Source organism: Vibrio proteolyticus NBRC 13287 (assembly GCF_000467125.1).
Classification (GTDB): domain Bacteria; phylum Pseudomonadota; class Gammaproteobacteria; order Enterobacterales; family Vibrionaceae; genus Vibrio; species Vibrio proteolyticus.
This window is the reverse complement of sequence record NZ_BATJ01000003.1, coordinates 23,936-43,642: the sequence shown is the minus strand read 5'-3', so window position 1 is coordinate 43,642 and position 19,707 is coordinate 23,936. Positions and strand designations below refer to the sequence as shown.

The window sequence follows — 19,707 nt, the reverse complement described above, 5'->3', positions numbered from 1 at the left end:
ATTGCACTTTGTTTCGTAGACTCGCAGTATTTTGCATTAACTTGAAGTGTGACCATGCTGCGACGTTTTATTTTCCTCATAATCGGTGTGTTGCTGTTTGGCTGCGGTGGATCCGATGGCTCTGACAGTAAAAGCGACCAAGGTAGCGCCACCACCATCACTCCATCGGGCGACGATGGGTCTCAATCGGAAGCGGATGCGAGTCCTTTACCGGACTCACAATCCCGGCTTGAACAGGCGCTGTCTTCGGGCCATGCCTTACTGGTCGCAGATCCCAACCAATTCATTCAGGAAAGCCGGCGCTATGTCGCGGAGCTGGCTGTAGAGTATGACGCCATCAAAGCACAGTTATCTGGAGTATCGGATGGTCAGTCGCTTGATGGCTTGTACTGGGATCCAACCCATGATGCGGCGTTGCTACAGGCTCAATTTGGCTTCAATACGCCCATCTTGATGACCAACAAAGCCATGGTCAGTGGCTACGACGACCAGAAAATGACGCTGGGCGTGGCAGGAGAGCAGTCCTCCGCGCGCTACGCCGTGTTAGGCAGTAACCCGTTTCGCACTAGTTTTATGTCGCCATCCAGTGTCAACGAACCCATGCACCAATGGCTGGACAATCTGATTGGCTGGCTGACGCAATCAACGTCCGGCAACAAGATGCGAGTGGTGCTGGCGCAGCTGGATCAATCTTATTACTTCAAAGACGAACAAGGCACAAGAGCATGGCTGGACGCTCGCTATCCTGGTCAAGTCAGCTACAACGAGCAGGACGCATGCGATGGTCAGGCTTTGGCGGCCTGTTTGAGCGCTGACCCGGATTTATTGATCCTTTCGCAGCATTCGACGGCTGGCGCCAGTGCACAGGTGGTAACCAGTGCGGTAAAAGAGGCCATGGCGCGAGGCATTCCGGTGTTGTACCTACATCTGAACGGGCACATGGACCCGCTGGGTGAGGCGTTATTTGAGCTTTTGCATGTGCGTTATGTTGGGGACAATTATTGGCGAAAACTGGGTGTTGATGGCTGGGATGCGACAACACTGAATGGCCACTTACCAGAAGATATTCAGGCTCAGCAGACGCTGCTAGCGCGTTTCGAGTCCGGTGATTTTGGTGTCGACCTGTCTCAATGTGACGATAAAACTTGCGCCGCAGCGTCGCAGATGGATGGGCAGTTTTATCAGGCAGTAACGTCAATCCAGCAGCAGTTAATGGCGCTGGATCGTCAGAACATCGATCTGTTTGCTTCTGAGGATTATCGCTATGAGAAACTGTTGTTGCTGCTGGCAGATCATTATCGTCATCATGTCCGTTTTCCGATGGATAAGCTCACCAGTGCGGACGCTGACTTCTTACGAGCTTACTTCGCTGACTATACGCAGTACTACTCACGTGACGTCAATCCGGCACAACCTGATCTGGGCAACTTTGGTCGCAGTACCTTTCCTAATGTGGCACGCATCACTCAGGAGGTGACGCTTAATGCCAAGCGCAATTTTCGTGCAGCAGGCGTGTATGCTTTTCCGGGGGAAACTGTGGTGGTGACACGACTGGATGATAGCCCGGTCGCCACCGCGGTGGCATTCAATACTCTCAGAAGCGGCGCGACACATGAATTTTCCGACCAGGGGTACAAACGACCCAAGTTTCTTACGTCGCCGCAGTTCCCGTTAGCGTCAGGCCAAAGCATTCGCCTCACGTCAGCGTACGGTGGGCCGCTTCAGGTGCATTTTGATGACAATGACCATTCTGTCCGTTTACGCTTTGAAAACATCGGACTGCATCCGGTCTGGCGTGGCAGCGAAGACAATCAAACGTTTATCGACGCGCTGAATGCAGACCAATACGACTGGGCTGAGTTGATCACCGCAGGTTTTGAAGTCCATTCGACGGCAAATAAAATGAAAGAATCGCTCAATGCGGTTACCTGGCCGACGCCAGCGGACATGGCGATGGCGACCGAACGCTATGTCAGTAACTTGCCTCATGCTCTGGCAGGCTTCCAAGGCCCGGGAATTGATAACATCAGTGACATTTACGATTTCGGTCAGGCCCAAGGCTGGCAAATAGACACCATAGATATGGTGAAACACATGAACGCCGATCAGGCTAACTGTGGTTATGGCTGTTCAGGAAATCCTTACGATGCGTATTGGGCATTTAACCCGGTGGGGCATGGTGATTTGCACGAACTGGGCCACGGTCTGGAAAAAAGCCGCTTCCGCTTTGAAGGCTGGGAAGGGCACGCCAGTACCAACTTCTACTCTTACTACAGCAAATCGCGTTTCTATCAGGAAACAGGTCAGGATCCGGATTGTCAGTCTCTCGACTTCAAGGCGTTGTTTGAGTTGTTGCAGAGCAGTCGCAACCAACCGGAGCCACAAACGTTTATGCAGCAACAAAATTTGACTGGTTGGAGCTGGGGGGCGCGTATTTATATTCAGATGATGATGTCAGTGCAATCGCAGCATGTCGTCAGCAATGGCTGGCACTTGCTGGGGCGTCTGCACTTGCTAGAACGCGAGTTTAATCGTCTTGATAACTCGGTTGAGATGTGGGACAGCGGCCGGGCAAGTATCGGCTTTGCTCAGTACACGCTGGACGAAGCCAAAGCGATGAGTCGCAACGATTGGCTGCTGGTGGCATTGTCTAAGGTGGCCACACGCGACATGACCGTTTACCTCGAAATGTGGGGTTTTGCTTTTAGTGATAAAGCGAAACTGCAGGTCAGCAGTAATGGGTATGCTGCTATGCCGTTGCAGTTTTTTGCCACATCCAAGACGGGATACTGCGCCACGGAGTTCGCAACACGCCCGGTCAATGTTGATGGTATCGCTCAGTGGCCTTTGTAAGGTTCATAAAGGGAGGCTTATGCCTCCCTTTGTTTTTAGCGAAAGACTGACCAGATCGGAGCGTGATCTGAGGGTTTTTCGATACCACGCAACTCATAATCGATACCCGCTTCCTGACATTTTGCCGCCAGTGATGGCGTTGCGAGGATCACATCGATACGCAGACCGCGGTTATCGTCAAAGCCTCTGGAACGATAATCGAACCACGAGAACTGATCGTCGACGCCTGGGTGCAGTTTACGGAAGGTGTCTTCAAATCCCCAGTCAAGCAAGGTTTTCAGCCATTCGCGCTCTTCCGGTTGGAACGAACATTTACCGGTTTTGAGCCAGCGCAAACGGTTTGGTTCACCAATGCCAATATCGAGATCGATCGGGCTGATGTTGATGTCACCCATGACGATTACCTGCTCATCCTGAGTATGGAAACCATTGAGGTAGGTCATCAGATCTTTGTAGAACTGGCGTTTATAAGGGAATTTGGTTTCATGGCTGATGTTGTCGCCCTGCGGGAAGTAACCGTTCAATACGGTGACTTTTTCGCCTTGTTCATTGAGAAACGTCGCCATGATCATGCGTTTTTGATGTTCTTCGTTATCGGTCGGGAACCCTTTACGTACTTCGATTGGCTCCTGCTTACATAACATGGCAACACCGTAATGTGCTTTCTGACCATGAAAGTAGACTTTGTAGCCCATAGCTTCAACCGCTTCAAGCGGGAATGCTTCGTCGTGAACCTTGATTTCCTGCAATCCGATCACATCCGGCTGGTGTTTATCTATCAGAGCCTGTAACTGATGCAGGCGTGCACGCAGGCCATTGATGTTGAAACTGATAACTTTCATTTTCTATCCTTTTGTACGCTTTGTTTCGATGGTAACACAGAAGCTCGACTTGAAAATATTCCCCTGAGCTTCGTCGCGGACGTTTTAAACACTTAATTGATGTTTAACATTTTTATAAACTTTCGATTGATATAAAAAAACAATGTGGTCTAATTTATAAACAATGCAAATTGCCGGTGTAGAACCTAAACGCTGGTAAAGCGCTTTCAGATCATTTAGTTTGCGATAAGGATGTTGTATGCGAACGCTTTCCGTACAGTGGAAAATCACGCTATTGGCAGGATGCTGCCTGTTACTGACTTCTCTCTCTTTGGTCGGATTTTCCGTTTATAACGCCGTCACGAATCAACAAATCATTAAAAAACAGAGCTCGGCTTCGGTGGCAGAGAAATCCAGTCAGTTACTTGAAACTCGGGCTCTGCTCAATGCAACCGAGGTAACGGAATATTTAAATGAAGCGATTTACCGCTCAGAAATGTTGGCGGCCAATGCTCTGTTTACCAAAACCAATAGTGAAGAAAACTTTGGTGCCAGTGAAGATTTGCGCACGGCCTTAGACGAAATGGTTCGTAAATCTGTGATCAACTTTGAGTCGATTCGTGGCGCTTATCTGGTGTTTAAACCTCAGATGCTGGATGGGGAAGACAACAACTATGAAAATGCAGATTACGTCGGTTCAAACGAAGCGGGTCGATTTGCTGCATACTGGCAGCAGTCGGTTGATGGTGAGAATGTCTTACCTCATGTCCTGTCTGAACAAGCGATCAACGACGCCGCCAACAGCGAGCGCTTTTTCTGTCCTGTATCGACTGGCGATACCTGCGTGTCTACTCCCCGTTTGGTGGAAAGTGAGCAGGGCACGATGCTGACGGCATCGATCTCTGTACCGATTTCCATTGATGACACGCCGATAGGCTTTTTTGGTATTGATCTGAATCTTAACGGACTGTCATCGGTGGCCAGCGCCTCTGACGCCAGTCTGTTTGCTGGACAGGGACAAGTTTACATTCTCAGTTTGAGCGGTGCACTGATTGCCAGCGATAATTCAGCGTTGAAAGCGGGTGACCCTTTCAGCAGTAAATCGCTTCCCTCAGACAAGCTTACCGATTTGTTGTTTGGTGGGGAAGTGGCCAGTTTTTGGAGTGAGGATCGGCGCTGGCTGACCGTCTTTGCACCGATCAAAGTGGCAAACCAAACCTGGGGAGTTATTTTCCAGATGCCGGACAGCAGCGTCCTGGCGGATGCCAACTCTCTGGATGCGACCATCAGCCAGCAAGTTGCTGGTGGTGTGCAAACCGAGTTAATTGTGGGAGGTGTACTGGTATTGCTGGGGTTAACGGTCATCACTTTGTTGGCCATACGTATTGTCAGACCCATTCGTGAAGTGGTTCACCGCTTGGAAGACATCGCGTCCGGTGAAGGGGATCTGACCCAACGCCTGGAAACCCATTCAGGGGATGAAATCGGTCAATTGGCGCAGGGATTCAATCGATTTTTAGATAAGTTACAGGGCACGATACGCCAAGTGGTCGACAGCACGCACCAAGTGGCGGCGATCTCTGAGCAATCTAAAGTAGCCGCACAGCAAACGCGCAGTAGCAGTGAGGCTCAGTTTAAAGAAGTTGACATGGTGGCCACTGCCGCCGAAGAGATGACCCAAACCGCGGGCTTGGTTGTCAGCAATGCGGAAGTGGCCGTTGAAGCGGCGGAATCCGCTCAGCAGTCTGCGGACACCGGTCAACAAGTGATTGGCCGTTCGCAGCAGGAGATGGTGAATCTGGTCGAGCGCATGACCCGAGCAGTCCCCATCGTCGAAGAGCTGGCGGCAAACAACGCGAACATTACCGATATTCTGGCGGTGATTGAAGGCGTTTCAGAACAAACGAATTTATTGGCTCTGAACGCGGCAATTGAAGCTGCGCGAGCGGGCGACCAAGGTCGGGGATTCGCCGTCGTGGCGGATGAGGTACGCAGCCTGGCCAGCCGGACTCAGGATTCGGTGGGGGAAATTCGCGACGTGATCGATAAAGTACAACGCGGAACTCGCGATGTGGTGGAGGCGATCCAAGAAGGCAATCTGCTGGCGAATCAGTCCGCGAGTCAGGTGAATGACGCAGTGGCTGAGTTGGAACGCATTCTGCGATCTATCGCTTCCATTCATGATATGAACAGTCAGATTGTTAAAGCGGCAGAAGAGCAACAAGCCGTCAGCAGTGAAGTGAATCAAAGTGTGGCTAACATCCGTGAACTCAGCGCTACGATTTTGGATCAGGCGGGAGAGTCTGAAAGCGTCGGGGCTGAGATCAGTCAGATGTCGGAACGCCAGCAGAGTCTGGTGTCACAATTCAAAGTTTAGATCTGCGATGTAAAAAAGGAGCCTTAAGGCTCCTTTTGTAATCAATATTCTGGAAAGTACCAGAATCCTTTATTGACTAACTGAGTCAGTAACTGAAACGTTTCGAGTGACTGATGGCTCTCCAGATCGTCCAGAATCACACTGTCCTCATTGCATAAATGTTGTAGCAGCGGTGCCTGGTCGTCAGTAACATGAAAGACTTCGCCATTAATAAAGGCCGTCAGAGGCTCGTTTTCATGATAGAGCGCGCGAAGCCCGGAGACTTTGTACAGCGCGTCGCCTGCATACAGGTTGCTCTGGATTTGTTCTTCAAGATACGGCTCTTCTGGCTCTACCACATCCAACTGATGACGAGACTGGCTGAGCATACAGCCCATGAAATGACGAACTGTCTCCGGCGAGCGCAATGCAGCATTTAGCATGGTATCCAGTTGCGCCAGATCCGTCTGGCTGATAGCACCATGCGCCTGACGTGCCTGCAATTCGGGGTTGTGCAGGTGGGCATCACCCATATCGTGCGCCAGTACATAGTCGGCGAAATTACTCAACAGCTCTTGTTCTTTGGGTGAACGGAACCCAACCGAATAGCTCATGGACGCTTCCAGCGCTTGGCCTTCATGTGGGTAACCGGGTGGAATGTAAATAATGTCGCCCGGTTCGAGCACATCATCAATCACGGCATCAAACCCTTCGATTTGACGCAGCGCATCTGTGCGGCATTGTTCCTGGTATTGCCCTTCGTCCAGCGCTCCTACTCTCCAGCGACGTTTGCCTTGGCCCTGGATAATAAATACATCGTATTGATCAATATGTGGGCCGACACCGCCACCGGGTGCTGAGTAACACACCATGACGTCATCAAACAACCATTGAGGCATGGCTTTGAATGGCTCAACGAGTTGAGCGGCGCCCGGATGCCAGTGGTTGGCGGCCTGTACAATGAGTTGCCAGTGGCTGTCGCCCAACTGAGTCAATTTTTCTTCATCAAATGGGCCGTGTTCCGCACTCCACTGACCATCGAGATTAGAAACAAAGCGAGAATCGATTTCTTCTTCCATGGTCAGGCCAGCCAGTTCATCCGGACTGATGGGATCGACGAAGTCTGCAAATCCGCCTCGGATAACGACGGGTTTTTTTTGCCAGTACTGGCTCAGGAATTGGTCTAGAGAAAAACTAAGTTGGAGCATAATTTATGAGCTTCTTTCAGCGAGTTGGTTTTCCAAATCCGATTTAACGATGTCGAGCGCTTTCAGCGCAACTTCAGGATCGATTTGGTTAGATTCGAGCAAATAGATAAGATCAACCGCCAGTTTGACTTCTTCTGGCGCGTTTTCCAGTGAATTAGGGTCTGACATGACTACTGATGCTTCTCCCGGTAGGTGATCTGTTTTTCCAGTTTAACTTTCGCTTCCTGGCATCGTTTCAGACGTTGTTCTGTGGCAAGTAACGCCTTTTGCACTTCGTGCTGTTGGAACGAAGGTGCGGTGCTTAACGCACGTTCCTTTTCTCGGACCATATCAATCAGTCGCCGTTCCCATTCCTGATGCTGAGCCAAATCTTGGTATAGCTCATTTATCGGTTTGCGGAAATGATGGTGATGTCGAGGCGCGTTTTTGCGGATGTTTTGTGTTGAGAGCTCGCGCTGAATGGCGCTGATCTGAGCGAGTAAGTGCTCGGTCAGATATTCGGCACGTCCGGCGGTTAGCATACCGGCCTGCTCTTCTCGCAAAATCGTGTCGAAGGTTGACTTCGCTTCTTCTGCGCATGGCACCAACAGACGGCCTTTGCAACGAAACAGGCGCTCGTCAAACAGTGGTTGATACTGTTCGCCGCGCTGGCGATCCAGTTGCGCGGCATCCAGTGCCAGTTGTGTCAGCGTGCTGCTTAACTGTTCAAATTTGCTCATATATTTACGAACCACGCATCATAAGCGAGTTTGACGGCAAGGATGCTGACGACGCTGACGAAGATTGGACGGATAAACTTGGCTCCGAAACGAATCGCAGAATGTGCACCGACAAACGCGCCAGCCATCAGGCAAACGCCCATGGTCAGGCCCAGCACCCAGTCTATATGACCAAGAATGGCAAAAGTAATCAGAGAGGTAAAGTTGCTGGTAAAGTTCATCGCTTTGGCAACGCCGGATGCCAACAGAATGTTCAGACGATAGAGGGCCATGGAACTGACCGTCCAGAAGGCGCCCGTCCCAGGTCCGGCCATCCCATCGTAGAAACCTAAAATCAGCCCCTGACCATACTGTTTTTTGTGGAACTTACCGCAAGGCGGTGGGGTGGCATTATGGCTGACCGACGGCGTTTTGTGCCAAATGGTGTAAATCGCCGCTGCCAGAATAATCAATGGCAGAACTTTTTCTAACCAGTCGGTGCTGATCATGTCAACAAACAGGGTGCCGAGCGCCGCCCCGATCAAGGTAGCAATAAAAGCTCGAAACCAGCATTTGGGCTTAAACAGCTTTTTGCGATAATAGGTGAATGCAGCCGTGGAGGAGGCAAACGTCGCGGCCAGCTTGTTAGTACCCAGTGCGATATGAGGTGGCAATCCCAAAGAGAGCAGGGCAGGTACAGTCAGCATGCCTCCGCCTCCGGCTACGGCATCAATAAAGCCGGCCAGAAATGCTACAAGCGCTAAAACGATGAGCAAGCTCGGCTCAATTAATTCCATAAATCTCTTTTAATCTGAGGCATCACGGCATCGATACGCGATGTGGTTAGTATTCGATAGTTCGCTTAAAAGGCGGCAAAGAGTCTAGCAGAGCTTTGCCGTAGCGTTTCGTAATGATTCGTCGGTCAAGGATGACGACTCTACCAGAATCGCGCTCCTTACGCAGCAGACGACCTACGGATTGTATCAGCTTTTTGCTCGCTTCCGGGACGGTGATCTGCATAAACGGGTTGCCGCCCCGAGCTTCGATGTACTCAGAGTGTGCTTGTTCAACGGGTGAAGTTGGAACGGCAAAGGGGATTTTAGTAATGATCAGGTTCTCCAGCAATTCTCCTGGAAGATCTAATCCTTCAGAAAAACTGCCTGTTCCAAATAAAATACTGGTTTTTTGACATTGAACCAGCGTTTTATGTTTATTTAGAATTTCTGTTCGGGACGAAGTGCCTTGTATTTGTAGAGACCAGCCCCTTTTAACGAATTCTGTTGATAGCGCATCGGCTACCTGATTCATCTGCCAATAGGAAGCAAACAACACAAGGTTGGCCCCACGGTCTTTGATCAGATCGGGCAGTATTTCCACCAGATAGTCGGTAAACTGTGGTGCCTGAGGTTCATATTTGAGCTTCGGCAGATACAGTTCTCCCTGATTTTGGTAATCAAACGGTGAGGCCAGAGCCAGAAAACGGGTTCCATACTCTTCTTTTTGGCTGATTCCGGCTTGATGACAAAAGTAGCTGAATGAATTAAGCGCTCGCATCGTTGCCGAGAGCAATATCGCTCCCACGCAGCGACTCCAAAGCTGTTGATCGAGCTGCCATCCTATTTCCAAAGGGGACACGTTGACGATAAAATCGCCTTCGCGATCGGGGCTCAGTTCAAGCCAGCGCGCCAACGGGGCGCCTTTTTCCCGCTTAGGCTCAGCCATTAATTTCCAGACCTGAGCAAGGTTATCCATACGCTGAATGTAAAAGCCCAGTTCAGCCAATGCGGGCTCGGCCAGACGATTCGCTAACTCACCATCTTTTACCCGTTCCGCTATCAGATCTGCAATTTTTGCTACTGCTTGCGCGCCTTTTTGAGAGTACCGTTTTAGTTCTTGTGCTTCTTTTTCCAGCCAGTCGGGAAGATCGCCGTTTTCAAAGCGATAAATCTTATCTTCAAAATGAGTGGGGTCGAACTGACGAGCCAACTGACTGAGCGATGGAATTAAAACTTGTGCTGAGTCCTGAACTTCACTCAAAAACCGGTTAACTCGTTTCGCGTCAGCCAGGCCGGCGAATTTCGATACCGTTTGATTCAGTCGTTCCAGCCAGGCCGAAGCGCCTTTCAGGCTGGCTGCTGCAGAGGCGTGGTCACGAGCTACATGTGGCAGATGATGAGCTTCATCAAACACATAAATGGTATTTTCCGGTTCAGGTAGTATCACCCCACCACCTAAATCACAATCCGCCATCACCAAACTATGATTGGCAATAATAACGTCGTTTTTATCCAGTTCAGAACGCGCTTTTTGGAACGGGCAGCCACGATGGGCTGGCATACTGTTATTACAACTGTGTTTATCACTGACGATCAGTTGCCAGAGTTCATCCGGAATGGGCTTTGGCCAAGAGTCTCGGTCGCCGTCCCATTTTCCCTGAGCCATGCTGCGATACATCGTCTCAAGTAACTCAATGTCTTTCTTTTTGGGTTTTGTTTCAAACATGGCCATTTGACCGCCATCGACACCGCTGGCGGTCGCGAGTTTTTCGGCACAACAGTAACGTTGACGTCCTTTGGCAAGAATGAATGAAAACTCTTTATCGGTGAGGCGACGATAGAGGGGCAAATCCTTGTTGACCAGCTGTTCTTGTAAAGCAACGGTGGCCGTAGAAATGACCACTTTGCGATTATTGAACAAGGCTACGGGGATTGCAGCCATTAAATAGGACAGGGATTTACCGATGCCGGTTCCGGCTTCAGCCACCAATATGCGATTTGACTTGTGATACTCACCACATAACGTCTTGGCGATTTCCGCCACCAGATAATTCTGAGCGCGACGAGGTACAAAGTTATCCAGCTGCTCTTTGAGGTTCTGATAGCTGTGGTGAATATTTTTTTGAATGTTACTGGTTAGCATATTGTGACCTACGTTACGGAGCCGCGATGTTAGCACAAATTGCTAAACAGTACTTAGTTCACGAAATGGAATTCTTTTCGACTAAAGGTCGATCTCGTTCACAAAAAAAAGCTGAACTATCATGTTCTTGGAATAATTTCGAAATATAAAAAATATAAAACTCCAAAAACATATAACGAGTGGGTTTTTATTCTTTTTATTTATGATTGATTTGTTATTTTTTGGGTTTTTATTCTGATTGTATGAGGTTTTGTTAACGTTTCATTGCGTTGCAAATTGGCTCGATATTGCTCGAAAAAACAACACGTACCAATGCAAGTGTTTGATAATTAATGTTTTTATATTTTTTTATGATACGTTTTTAGTTTGTTTGACATGCAGAATAATCTTTTGCAATCTAGCTCTCGAATTAAATCAGGGTTCGAATTTCACCATCAAAGAGTGAAAACGAGCTCATCAAAACAAAGGGACTCGGATAAGGATGTCCCATCTAAGAAAAGGCAGTGGATCATTATGAAAAAGACGCTATTAGCTTTAGCAGTAGCTACGGCAGCTACGTCTGTAAACGCAGCAGAAATCCTAAAAACTGAAGACGGTTCTGTAGACTTTTACGGTCAACTACGTACTGAACTTAAATTCCTAGATGACAAAGATGCGACTCTGGGTTCTGGTTCTTCACGTGCAGGCGTTGATGCAACTTATACCGTAACTGATGGCTTCGACATTCTGGGTAAAGTAGAATTCGGCCTGAAAGACAACAGCGATATGTACGTTCGTAACCACATTTTCGGTATCGCGACTGACTACGGTACAATCAAACTAGGTAAGCAGTGGACAACTTCTGATGACGTTTACGGCGCAGATTACTCTTACTTCTTCGGTGGCACAGCTCTACGTTACATCACTCTGAGTGACGCTCTTCACGATTCTCAAATCAAATACTCTCTAGAGAAAGACAACTGGTGGGTTAAAGCGGGTTACGGCCTTGACGAAGACGACACAAACCAAGAGCTGGCTGAGCTGTTTGCTGGTGCTTCTTTCGGTGACCTAGCTCTACACGTTGGTGGTGGTAAAAACACTGACAACTCTTGGGGTGAAAGTTCAGATGAAGTGTCTAACACGTACTACGAAGCCACTGCAGAATACACTATCGGTGATGCTCTGATCGGTTTCACTTACTACCATGCGAAACTTGAAAACGAAGACAACAACCACGAAATCAAAGAAAATGGTTACTCTTTGGCAGGTACTTACAAAGTAGCTGACAAGACAACTGTCTACGGTGGTTATGAGTACACTGAGCAAGATCCAGATTTCGCAAGCGATGAAGATGGTACTCTGATCTACGCTGGCGTTGAATACAAGTTCGCTAGCTGGGCTCGCGTATACGCTGAATACGGTTACGCTGACGGCACGACTCTGGGCTACAGCAACAAAGGTTCAGATGCAACTGTTGAAGCAACAACAGTTGATAGCGAAAACAACTTTGCTATCGGTGCACGTGTATACTGGTAATCTCAGTTAATATACAATCTAAAGCCCAGCGTAAGCTGGGCTTTTTTAATGGTATATCAGTAAATATATAAGAAAGGACATCGTATGCAGTACCTCAAGTATCTCCTGGCCACTCCGGCTCTACTATTCAGCGTTGCTTCGTTGGCAGAAGTAAAACTCATTGTTCCTGAGCATGTCGATGTACTTTCCGTAAACATGCAAAAACCTAAACTGGATGGCAAGCTCTTCTCCAGTGAGAAGTCTATCGCCTTGCCGGACGGTGAAAACCAAATTGTTTTTCAGTATCAGCCAGCGTTTGAAGTGGATGAAAATCTGCGTCGTGCGTACGGTGAAATCATTATTGCTAAATTTGATCAGTCCAATACCGAACTGACGTTCAAACTGCCGGAATACCGCAATTATCGCGAGGCGGAAAAATCGGTTCATGATCTGGACTGGTCGTTAAATAACCCACAAGGCCAGCAGGTTGAAGTGGCTTCCGATATTCTTAAGAGTGAAGGGGTTCAGATAGGCCGCAATTACTCTGAAGAAGCTGAAGAATACAACCGCAAAGGCGGCCCGGCAGCGGTGGCTGTGTCTTATATGGTCGTCAGTAACCAGGTTCACGCTGCGGCGCCTGTTGCGGCCACGGTTTCTGCCCCTGCAGCAGCCCCAGCATCGGTTGAGAAAGTGGCGGTGCCGCAAACGGCAGGCTCTGAAAATGTCTCACAACTTCAATATTGGTACTCCAAAGCATCAGCAGAAGAGCGAAAAACGTTCCGCCGCTGGATGATTGACCAAGAATAATCGTGAATAAATAAATGAAAAAGGTTGAGCAAAGCTCAACCTTTTTCATTTTAGATCAGGGGTTACTGGAAACAAGCAGAGTCAGACAGTGCTTCTTCTACAGCCTTAATCAGAGTCTGAATGTGTTCAGCCGTCGCAATAAACGGTGGCATCATATAGATAAGCCGACCAAAGGGACGGATCCACACACCGTGTTGCACAAATTTTTGTTGTATGACTTCCATATTAACTGGTTGAAGCGTTTCAACCACGCCAATAGCACCAAGCCAACGGACATCGCTCACTTGTGGGTAACTCTTTAACGCAGGCAACAAGCTTGCAAACTGCGCTTCAATCATCTCAGTTTGTGCTTGCCATTGTCCGGTCTCAATTAAGGTGAGGCTGGCGTGGGCAACTGCACACGCTAGCGGATTCCCCATAAACGTTGGGCCATGCATAAAGCAACCCGCTTCTCCGCTGCACACGGTATCCGCGACATGCTTGCTGGTCAGGGTGGCGGACAATGTCATGTAGCCACCGGTCAAGGCTTTCCCTACGCACATGATGTCTGGCTGGACTGCAGCGTGTTCACAGGCAAAGAGTTTGCCCGTGCGACCAAATCCGGTGGCGATCTCATCCAAAATCAACAATACCCCAAACTGATCGCACAGTCGGCGTACACCCTTCAGAAACTCGGGATGGTAAATCCGCATGCCACCGGCTCCCTGAACGATGGGCTCTAAGATCACGGCGGCAATGTCTGAGTGGTGAAGAGAGAGCTGATGCTCGAAATCCTTCAAATCATCCGCATTCCAGGTATCGTAAAAACCGCTGCTTGGCGAGTCGGCGAAGATGTGTTCAGGCAAAAAGCCTTTATAGAGAGAGTGCATCGAATTGTCGGGATCTGTGACTGACATGGCAGCGAACGTGTCGCCATGATAACCGTGGCGTAATGTCAGAAACTTCGGACGCTGTTCGCCTTTTGCGTGCCAATATTGCAATGCCATTTTCAGGCTGACTTCAACGGCGACTGAACCTGAGTCAGCCAAAAATACTTGCTGAAGATTCTCGGGTGCCAGACGAAGCAGTGCTTGACACAATTCAATGGCCGGCTGGTGTGTGATGCCGCCGAACATGACGTGCGCCATTTTGTCGATTTGATCATGCGCTGCCTGGTTCAGCAACGGATGGTTGTAACCGTGGATCGTTGACCACCAGGAGGACATACCGTCGATCAATCGAGTGCCGTCCTCCAGTTCCAAATAAACACCTTCTGCGCCTATTACTGGAAAGCAGGTCAGAGGAGTGAGAGTAGAGGTGTAAGGATGCCAGATGTGCTGGCGATCGAATGAAAGATCCATTGAAAATTTCCGTCTCGAATTTGGTTATTATTTAATCGACTGTAAACTTGTTTAATTTTGTTTTGTTGACAGTTTATCGCGTGCAGATAGACTAGCCAAACTATTAACGTATAAAAAATCAAAAGGATTACACGTGGAAGTTCGTCATAACTGGAGTGTGGCAGAAGTCAGAGCCTTGATGGAAAAGCCATTTATGGATCTGCTGTTTGAAGCTCAAACCATTCATCGCCAATTTCAGCACGCGAATCATGTTCAGGTCAGCACACTGCTGTCGATTAAGACCGGCGCCTGTCCGGAGGACTGCAAATACTGCCCCCAAAGCGCGCGCTACACCACGGATGTTGAAAAAGAACGTTTGATGGAAGTGGAGCGAGTATTGGATGCGGCGCAAAAAGCCAAAAACGCTGGTTCGACGCGGTTTTGTATGGGAGCGGCTTGGAAAAACCCGAAAGCACGCGATATGCCCCTGCTTGAAGACATGATCCGTGGTGTGAAATCCATGGGATTGGAAACCTGTATGACGCTGGGCATGTTAACCCCGGAGCAGGCCACGCAACTTGCCGATGCGGGGCTGGACTACTACAACCACAATTTGGATACATCGCCGGAATACTACGGCAATATCATTACCACCCGAACCTATCAGGATCGTCTGGATACCTTGTCACACGTGCGTGACGCCGGCATGAAAATCTGCTCTGGTGGTATTATCGGCATGGGGGAAAGCGCTAATGACCGTGCGGGCTTGCTGGTCGAGTTGGCCAATCTGCCAACACATCCGGAAAGTGTGCCGATTAACATGTTGGTCAAAGTAAAAGGCACCCCGCTTGAAACGGCTGAAGATGTTGACCCATTTGACTTTATTCGTCTAATCGCGATCGCGCGTATTATGATGCCCAAATCGGCGGTTCGACTGTCGGCCGGACGCGAAAACATGAATGAACAGATGCAAGCCCTGTGTTTCATGGCCGGTGCCAACTCGGTGTTTTACGGATGCAAGCTGCTGACCACCCCGAACCCGTCCGAAGATAAAGACATGCAGTTGTTTGCGAAGTTGGGAATCAACAGTCAGCAGGTGTCGCAAAAGCCCGATGAAGTTGAAGAGAATGAGCTGCTTGACCGCGTCGTTGAGCGGGTAGCGACTCGTCCGGCAAAAGACGATCTATTCTATGATGCCAGCGTTTAAGGCACGTATTGCCTCTGCGCTTGAAAGCCGCCGCCGCCAGGGGCTCAATCGGTCTCTGGCACCAGTGTCGCACGGCAATCGGACCGCTTTGTCTGCTGAGGGGCGCAACTATATCAATTTTTCCAGTAACGATTACCTCGGTCTTGCCAATGATGAAGCGTTGAAGCGAGCCTGGCAAGACGGGATAGACAGGTTCGGCAACGGGAGTGGAGCCTCACCGCTGGTGACGGGGTTTCATACGGAGCACCAGCGCCTGGAGTCAACGTTGTGCGAATGGCTGGGATACGAACGGGCGGTATTGTTCAACTCAGGTTTCAGTGCCAATCAGGCGCTGTTGTTCGCTTTGCTGGAAAAAGGCGATCGGCTGCTGCAGGACAAACTTAACCATGCCTCATTGATGGAAGCGGGAGTGCATGGTCCTGCCACGATGCGGCGTTTTCGCCACAATGATGTCTCGCATCTGGAGGCTTTGTTGGCAGAAGAGAGCAACAGCTTAGTGGTGACCGAAGGTGTGTTCAGTATGGATGGCGATCTCGCCCCACTTGATGCGATCGCTAAACTCACAGCGCAACGAGCCTGGTTGGCTGTCGATGATGCACACGGGATTGGTGTGTTGGGGAGCGAGGGGCGAGGCACATCCAGTTACTTTCAGGTCACACCAGAGCTGTTGGTGGTGACTTTTGGTAAAGCGTTTGGCTTGTCGGGGGCGGCGATCCTGTGTGACGCTGAGACTGGCGAGTATCTGACCCAGTTCGCCCGGCATCATGTCTACTCGACGGCGATGCCACCTGCCCAGGCACATGCATTGACTCAGGCGACTGGCATGGTCCGTCAGCAACAATGGCGCCGTGATAAGCTCAGGGAACTCAGTGAAGTTTACGATCGCGTTCTGAGTAACGTGCCGGGATACGTCAAAACACAAACACCGATCAAACCTTTTGTGATTGGTGAGGCGCAACCCACAGTGCAGGTCGCCAACCATTTACGCCAGCGGGGTTTCTGGATGACGGCGATACGTCCACCAACGGTCGCTAGTGGCTCGGCCAGGTTGAGGATCACACTGACCGCTGGTCACAGCGCAGCGCAGGTAGAGCAGATGGCCACAGCGGTACGACGTTTCATCGAACAGGGAGAGATCGGATGTTAGCGCTTTCCAGTTCAGCGTCAACACAACACGATAAACAAGCCATAGCGGACGCGTTTGGCAAAGCGGCGCAGACGTATGATCAACATGCGGCGTTTCAACGTGATGTCGGTCAGCGATTACTGGACCAAATGCCAGCGGATCTACAGGGTAAGGTAGTGCTGGATCTGGGTTGTGGCACCGGATATTTCTCACACGAGCTTTTCAAACGCGGTGCCAGGGTGATTTGCGCCGATTTATCTCCGGACATGCTGAGGGTCAGTCGCCAGCGATGCGGCCGTGAACGCATGCGTTACGTTCAGGTAGATGCTGAGCGGATGCCGTTTGGCGCATCGAGTGTCGATTATGTGTTCTCCAGTTTGGCGCTGCAATGGTGTGACGATCTTGCTGTACCGTTAGCCGAGATCCGTCGGGTATTGAAACCGCAAGGACAAGCCTACTTTTCTACGCTCTTGGATGGTTCTTTGCATGAGCTTAAGACCGCTTGGTCGAAAATTGATGCATATCAACACGTCAATGAGTTTATCAGCGTCAATCAGTTAAACATTGCGTTAGCGCAAGCTGGTTGCCACCGCCATCATCTAGACTTGCCCACGGTTACCGTATGGTACCAGCGCGCATTTGATCTGATGCGTGATCTTAAAGGTATAGGTGCAAACCATGTTAACGGTCGCTCGCACGGGCTGACCAACCGGAAAGCGCTGCTTCAGGTGGAGCACGCGTACCGGGCTTTCGAAAATCATAATGGGCTTCTACCTGCAAGTTATCAGGTTTGTTTAGGGGTTATTTCGCATGATTAATGCATTTTTTGTTGCCGGTACGGATACCGATGTTGGAAAGACGGTCGCCTCCAAAGCGATCCTTCAGGCGCTGGGAGCAAAAGATTTAAACACAATTGGCTACAAACCCGTTGCTGCGGGGAGTGAAAAAACTCAGCAAGGAATGCGTAATTCCGATGCCTTGCATTTGCTTAAAGCGGCGAATATGGAATCAGATTACGATGACGTAAACCCTTATGCGCTTGAGTTACCCGCCTCGCCGCACATTGCCGCCCGACACGAGCAGATCGTAATAGATAAACAGCTGTTATCGAACAAACTGGCGCTGCACAAACAGCGTGCCGATGTTGTGCTGGTTGAAGGTGCCGGAGGGTGGCGTGTTCCACTGTCGGACAACGAATTCTTGTCCAGCTGGGTGCAGCAGGAACAATTGCCGGTAGTGTTGGTGGTCGGGATCAAGCTGGGTTGTCTGAGCCATGCGATGTTGACGGTCGAGAGCATTAAAGCGGACGGTCTGAATGTGGTTGGCTGGATTGCAAATCGGGTTAATCCGGGAACGGAGCACTATGCGGATATTATTGCAATGCTGGAACAGCAAATTGATGCGCCAAAGCTGGGTGAAATTCCTTACATCCCCAGTGCCAAGCGCACAGATTTAGCCAAGTATATTGACGTCGCACCGTTAGTCGGGTGATGACAGTGAACATCATGAAAAGGGCTGCCATTCGGCAGCCCTTTGTTTACCTGTCTGTCGGGGTGCAACTTACTTCTCGGTTGCAATACCCATTAATGCCTGCTGCGTATCGGACACTTTTTTAAAGATGGTTTCTTCGCTTAGTCCGAGTTGTTGCTTGGCTTCTTCTTCTGAGATGCCTAAGTGACAACAAAGCAGGTCAATCGCCATTTGATAGTTGTTAGCCTCAGCCATTTGAATATCCCTAATTCACCGGAGTTGTTCCTCTGCATCCGAATGTAGGGTGTTTCGCTGGTTGGCTCAATAAGACTAAAGTCTAACTTGGTAGAGGTCTGACCTGGTTTTTCTGGTAGGTGGTTGTTTTTACAGGAGGCTCCAGTTTCATTGCAAAACGTCATATTTATATTTCAGACATCAAATGTTGCAATTTAACGCTTAACCTTGTTTTTCAAATCTTAGACTATATCTATAAGACAAAGCAGTCTGAGCACAGGCTCAGGCAATAAGAAGTAAGCTTCCTGTTTGGAGAGAGTAAATGAAGCGAGTTTTATTATTCCTGGCAACGAACTTGGCCGTGATTCTGGTCCTGAGTGTTGTTTTGAATATTGTTTACGCGGTAACGGGCATGCAACCGGGCAGCTTGTCTGGTCTACTGGTTATGGCGGCCGTATTTGGTTTCGGCGGTTCCTTCATCTCTTTGATGATGTCAAAGAGTATGGCGCTTCGTTCTGTTGGCGGAATGGTGATTGAGAGCCCGCGTAACGAAACCGAACATTGGTTGATGGAGACAGTAAGTCGTCAGGCTCAACAGGCTGGTATTGGTATGCCGACTGTGGCGATTTACGACTCTCCTGATATCAATGCGTTTGCTACTGGTGCAAAACGTGATGATTCGCTGGTGGCGGTGTCAACCGGATTGCTGCATAGCATGACCCGAGATGAAGCGGAAGCGGTATTGGCACACGAGGTCAGCCATATCTCCAACGGTGATATGGTGACGATGACGTTGATGCAAGGTGTGGTGAACACCTTCGTAATTTTCTTGTCTCGCTTTATTGCCAACCTGGTGGCATCCAATGATGATGAGGAAGGTCAGGGTAGTAATATGATGGTGTACTTCGGTGTATCGATTGTGTTGGAACTGGTGTTTGGTTTCCTGGCAAGCTTTATCACGATGTGGTACAGCCGTCACCGTGAGTTTCATGCCGATGCCGGGGCTGCTCGATTGGTCGGCAAGCACAAGATGATTGCGGCATTAGAGCGTCTGAAGATGAGTCAGGAGTCTCAGTTGGAAGGTTCTATGATGGCCTTTGGTATCAACGGTAAGCGTACCATGACCGAATTGCTGATGAGTCACCCACCACTGGACAAACGCATCGCCGCTCTGCGTAACGCGTAAGAATTAATA

The 19,707-nt window shown here is 49.6% G+C and carries 17 protein-coding genes; 9 read left to right on the top strand and 8 right to left on the bottom strand.

The features are described from left to right. Window positions 1-54 precede the first annotated feature (54 nt). Window positions 55-2,853, top strand: coding sequence for an ImpA family metalloprotease (locus VPR01S_RS04505; RefSeq protein WP_021704124.1), 2,799 nt, complete (start codon window positions 55-57; stop codon window positions 2,851-2,853). Between the two features lie 35 nt (window positions 2,854-2,888). Here the strand turns inward: VPR01S_RS04505 and xthA are convergent, their stop codons facing one another. Beyond that, complete coding sequence (gene xthA, locus VPR01S_RS04500; RefSeq protein WP_021704123.1) at window positions 2,889-3,695, bottom strand: exodeoxyribonuclease III; 807 nt, start codon at window positions 3,693-3,695, stop codon at window positions 2,889-2,891. Window positions 3,696-3,933: 238 nt separating this feature from the next. On the opposite strand from xthA, the gene VPR01S_RS04495 reads away from it, so the two are divergent. Next, complete coding sequence (locus VPR01S_RS04495; protein WP_021704122.1) at window positions 3,934-6,051, top strand: methyl-accepting chemotaxis protein; 2,118 nt, start codon at window positions 3,934-3,936, stop codon at window positions 6,049-6,051. A gap of 41 nt (window positions 6,052-6,092) precedes the next feature. Here the strand turns inward: VPR01S_RS04495 and VPR01S_RS04490 are convergent, their stop codons facing one another. The 5 genes from VPR01S_RS04490 to dinG are packed head-to-tail and all read right to left on the bottom strand — an operon-like array spanning window position 6,093 to window position 10,855. Beyond that, window positions 6,093-7,238, bottom strand: coding sequence for a ribosomal protein uL16 3-hydroxylase (locus tag VPR01S_RS04490; RefSeq protein ID WP_021704121.1), 1,146 nt, complete (start codon window positions 7,236-7,238; stop codon window positions 6,093-6,095). A 3-nt stretch (window positions 7,239-7,241) separates the two neighbouring features. Then, complete coding sequence (rsmS, locus tag VPR01S_RS04485) at window positions 7,242-7,406, bottom strand: pleiotropic regulatory protein RsmS (RefSeq protein ID WP_021704120.1); 165 nt, start codon at window positions 7,404-7,406, stop codon at window positions 7,242-7,244. Between the two features lie 2 nt (window positions 7,407-7,408). Next, window positions 7,409-7,957 (bottom strand): primosomal replication protein PriC, encoded by a 549-nt coding sequence (gene priC, locus VPR01S_RS04480; protein ID WP_040902268.1) that lies wholly within the window; start codon window positions 7,955-7,957, stop codon window positions 7,409-7,411. Next, window positions 7,954-8,733, bottom strand: a complete 780-nt coding sequence (locus tag VPR01S_RS04475; protein WP_021704118.1) for a sulfite exporter TauE/SafE family protein — start codon at window positions 8,731-8,733, stop codon at window positions 7,954-7,956. Before VPR01S_RS04475 ends, priC begins: the two co-directional genes overlap by 4 nt. A gap of 46 nt (window positions 8,734-8,779) precedes the next feature. After that, window positions 8,780-10,855: an ATP-dependent DNA helicase DinG gene (dinG, locus tag VPR01S_RS04470; protein ID WP_021704117.1), complete on the bottom strand. Its 2,076-nt coding sequence runs from the start codon at window positions 10,853-10,855 to the stop codon at window positions 8,780-8,782. Between the two features lie 513 nt (window positions 10,856-11,368). Here dinG and VPR01S_RS04465 point away from each other — a divergent pair. After that, window positions 11,369-12,370: a porin gene (locus VPR01S_RS04465; protein WP_021704116.1), complete on the top strand. Its 1,002-nt coding sequence runs from the start codon at window positions 11,369-11,371 to the stop codon at window positions 12,368-12,370. Window positions 12,371-12,454: 84 nt separating this feature from the next. Further along, window positions 12,455-13,156, top strand: a complete 702-nt coding sequence (locus VPR01S_RS04460) for a DUF2057 family protein (RefSeq protein WP_021704115.1) — start codon at window positions 12,455-12,457, stop codon at window positions 13,154-13,156. Between the two features lie 62 nt (window positions 13,157-13,218). Here VPR01S_RS04460 and bioA read toward each other — a convergent pair whose 3' ends face one another. Continuing rightward, window positions 13,219-14,496: an adenosylmethionine--8-amino-7-oxononanoate transaminase gene (gene bioA / locus VPR01S_RS04455; protein ID WP_021704114.1), complete on the bottom strand. Its 1,278-nt coding sequence runs from the start codon at window positions 14,494-14,496 to the stop codon at window positions 13,219-13,221. 133 nt (window positions 14,497-14,629) lie between these two features. On the opposite strand from bioA, the gene bioB reads away from it, so the two are divergent. Genes bioB through bioD form a run of 4 tightly spaced genes read left to right on the top strand, consistent with a single transcriptional unit; the run spans window position 14,630 to window position 18,299 of the window. After that, window positions 14,630-15,682, top strand: a complete 1,053-nt coding sequence (gene bioB / locus VPR01S_RS04450) for a biotin synthase BioB (protein WP_021704113.1) — start codon at window positions 14,630-14,632, stop codon at window positions 15,680-15,682. Next, window positions 15,669-16,829: an 8-amino-7-oxononanoate synthase gene (gene bioF, locus VPR01S_RS04445; protein WP_040902288.1), complete on the top strand. Its 1,161-nt coding sequence runs from the start codon at window positions 15,669-15,671 to the stop codon at window positions 16,827-16,829. The genes bioB and bioF overlap by 14 nt, the downstream gene beginning before the upstream one ends. After that, complete coding sequence (gene bioC, locus VPR01S_RS04440) at window positions 16,823-17,626, top strand: malonyl-ACP O-methyltransferase BioC (protein WP_021704111.1); 804 nt, start codon at window positions 16,823-16,825, stop codon at window positions 17,624-17,626. Before bioF ends, bioC begins: the two co-directional genes overlap by 7 nt. Then, window positions 17,619-18,299, top strand: coding sequence for a dethiobiotin synthase (bioD, locus tag VPR01S_RS04435; RefSeq protein ID WP_021704110.1), 681 nt, complete (start codon window positions 17,619-17,621; stop codon window positions 18,297-18,299). Before bioC ends, bioD begins: the two co-directional genes overlap by 8 nt. Before the next feature lie 69 nt (window positions 18,300-18,368). Here the strand turns inward: bioD and VPR01S_RS22850 are convergent, their stop codons facing one another. Next, window positions 18,369-18,533: a hypothetical protein gene (locus VPR01S_RS22850; RefSeq protein WP_021704109.1), complete on the bottom strand. Its 165-nt coding sequence runs from the start codon at window positions 18,531-18,533 to the stop codon at window positions 18,369-18,371. A 301-nt stretch (window positions 18,534-18,834) separates the two neighbouring features. On the opposite strand from VPR01S_RS22850, the gene htpX reads away from it, so the two are divergent. After that, window positions 18,835-19,698: a protease HtpX gene (gene htpX, locus VPR01S_RS04430; RefSeq protein WP_021704108.1), complete on the top strand. Its 864-nt coding sequence runs from the start codon at window positions 18,835-18,837 to the stop codon at window positions 19,696-19,698. The last annotated feature ends 9 nt before the right edge of the window (window positions 19,699-19,707 follow it).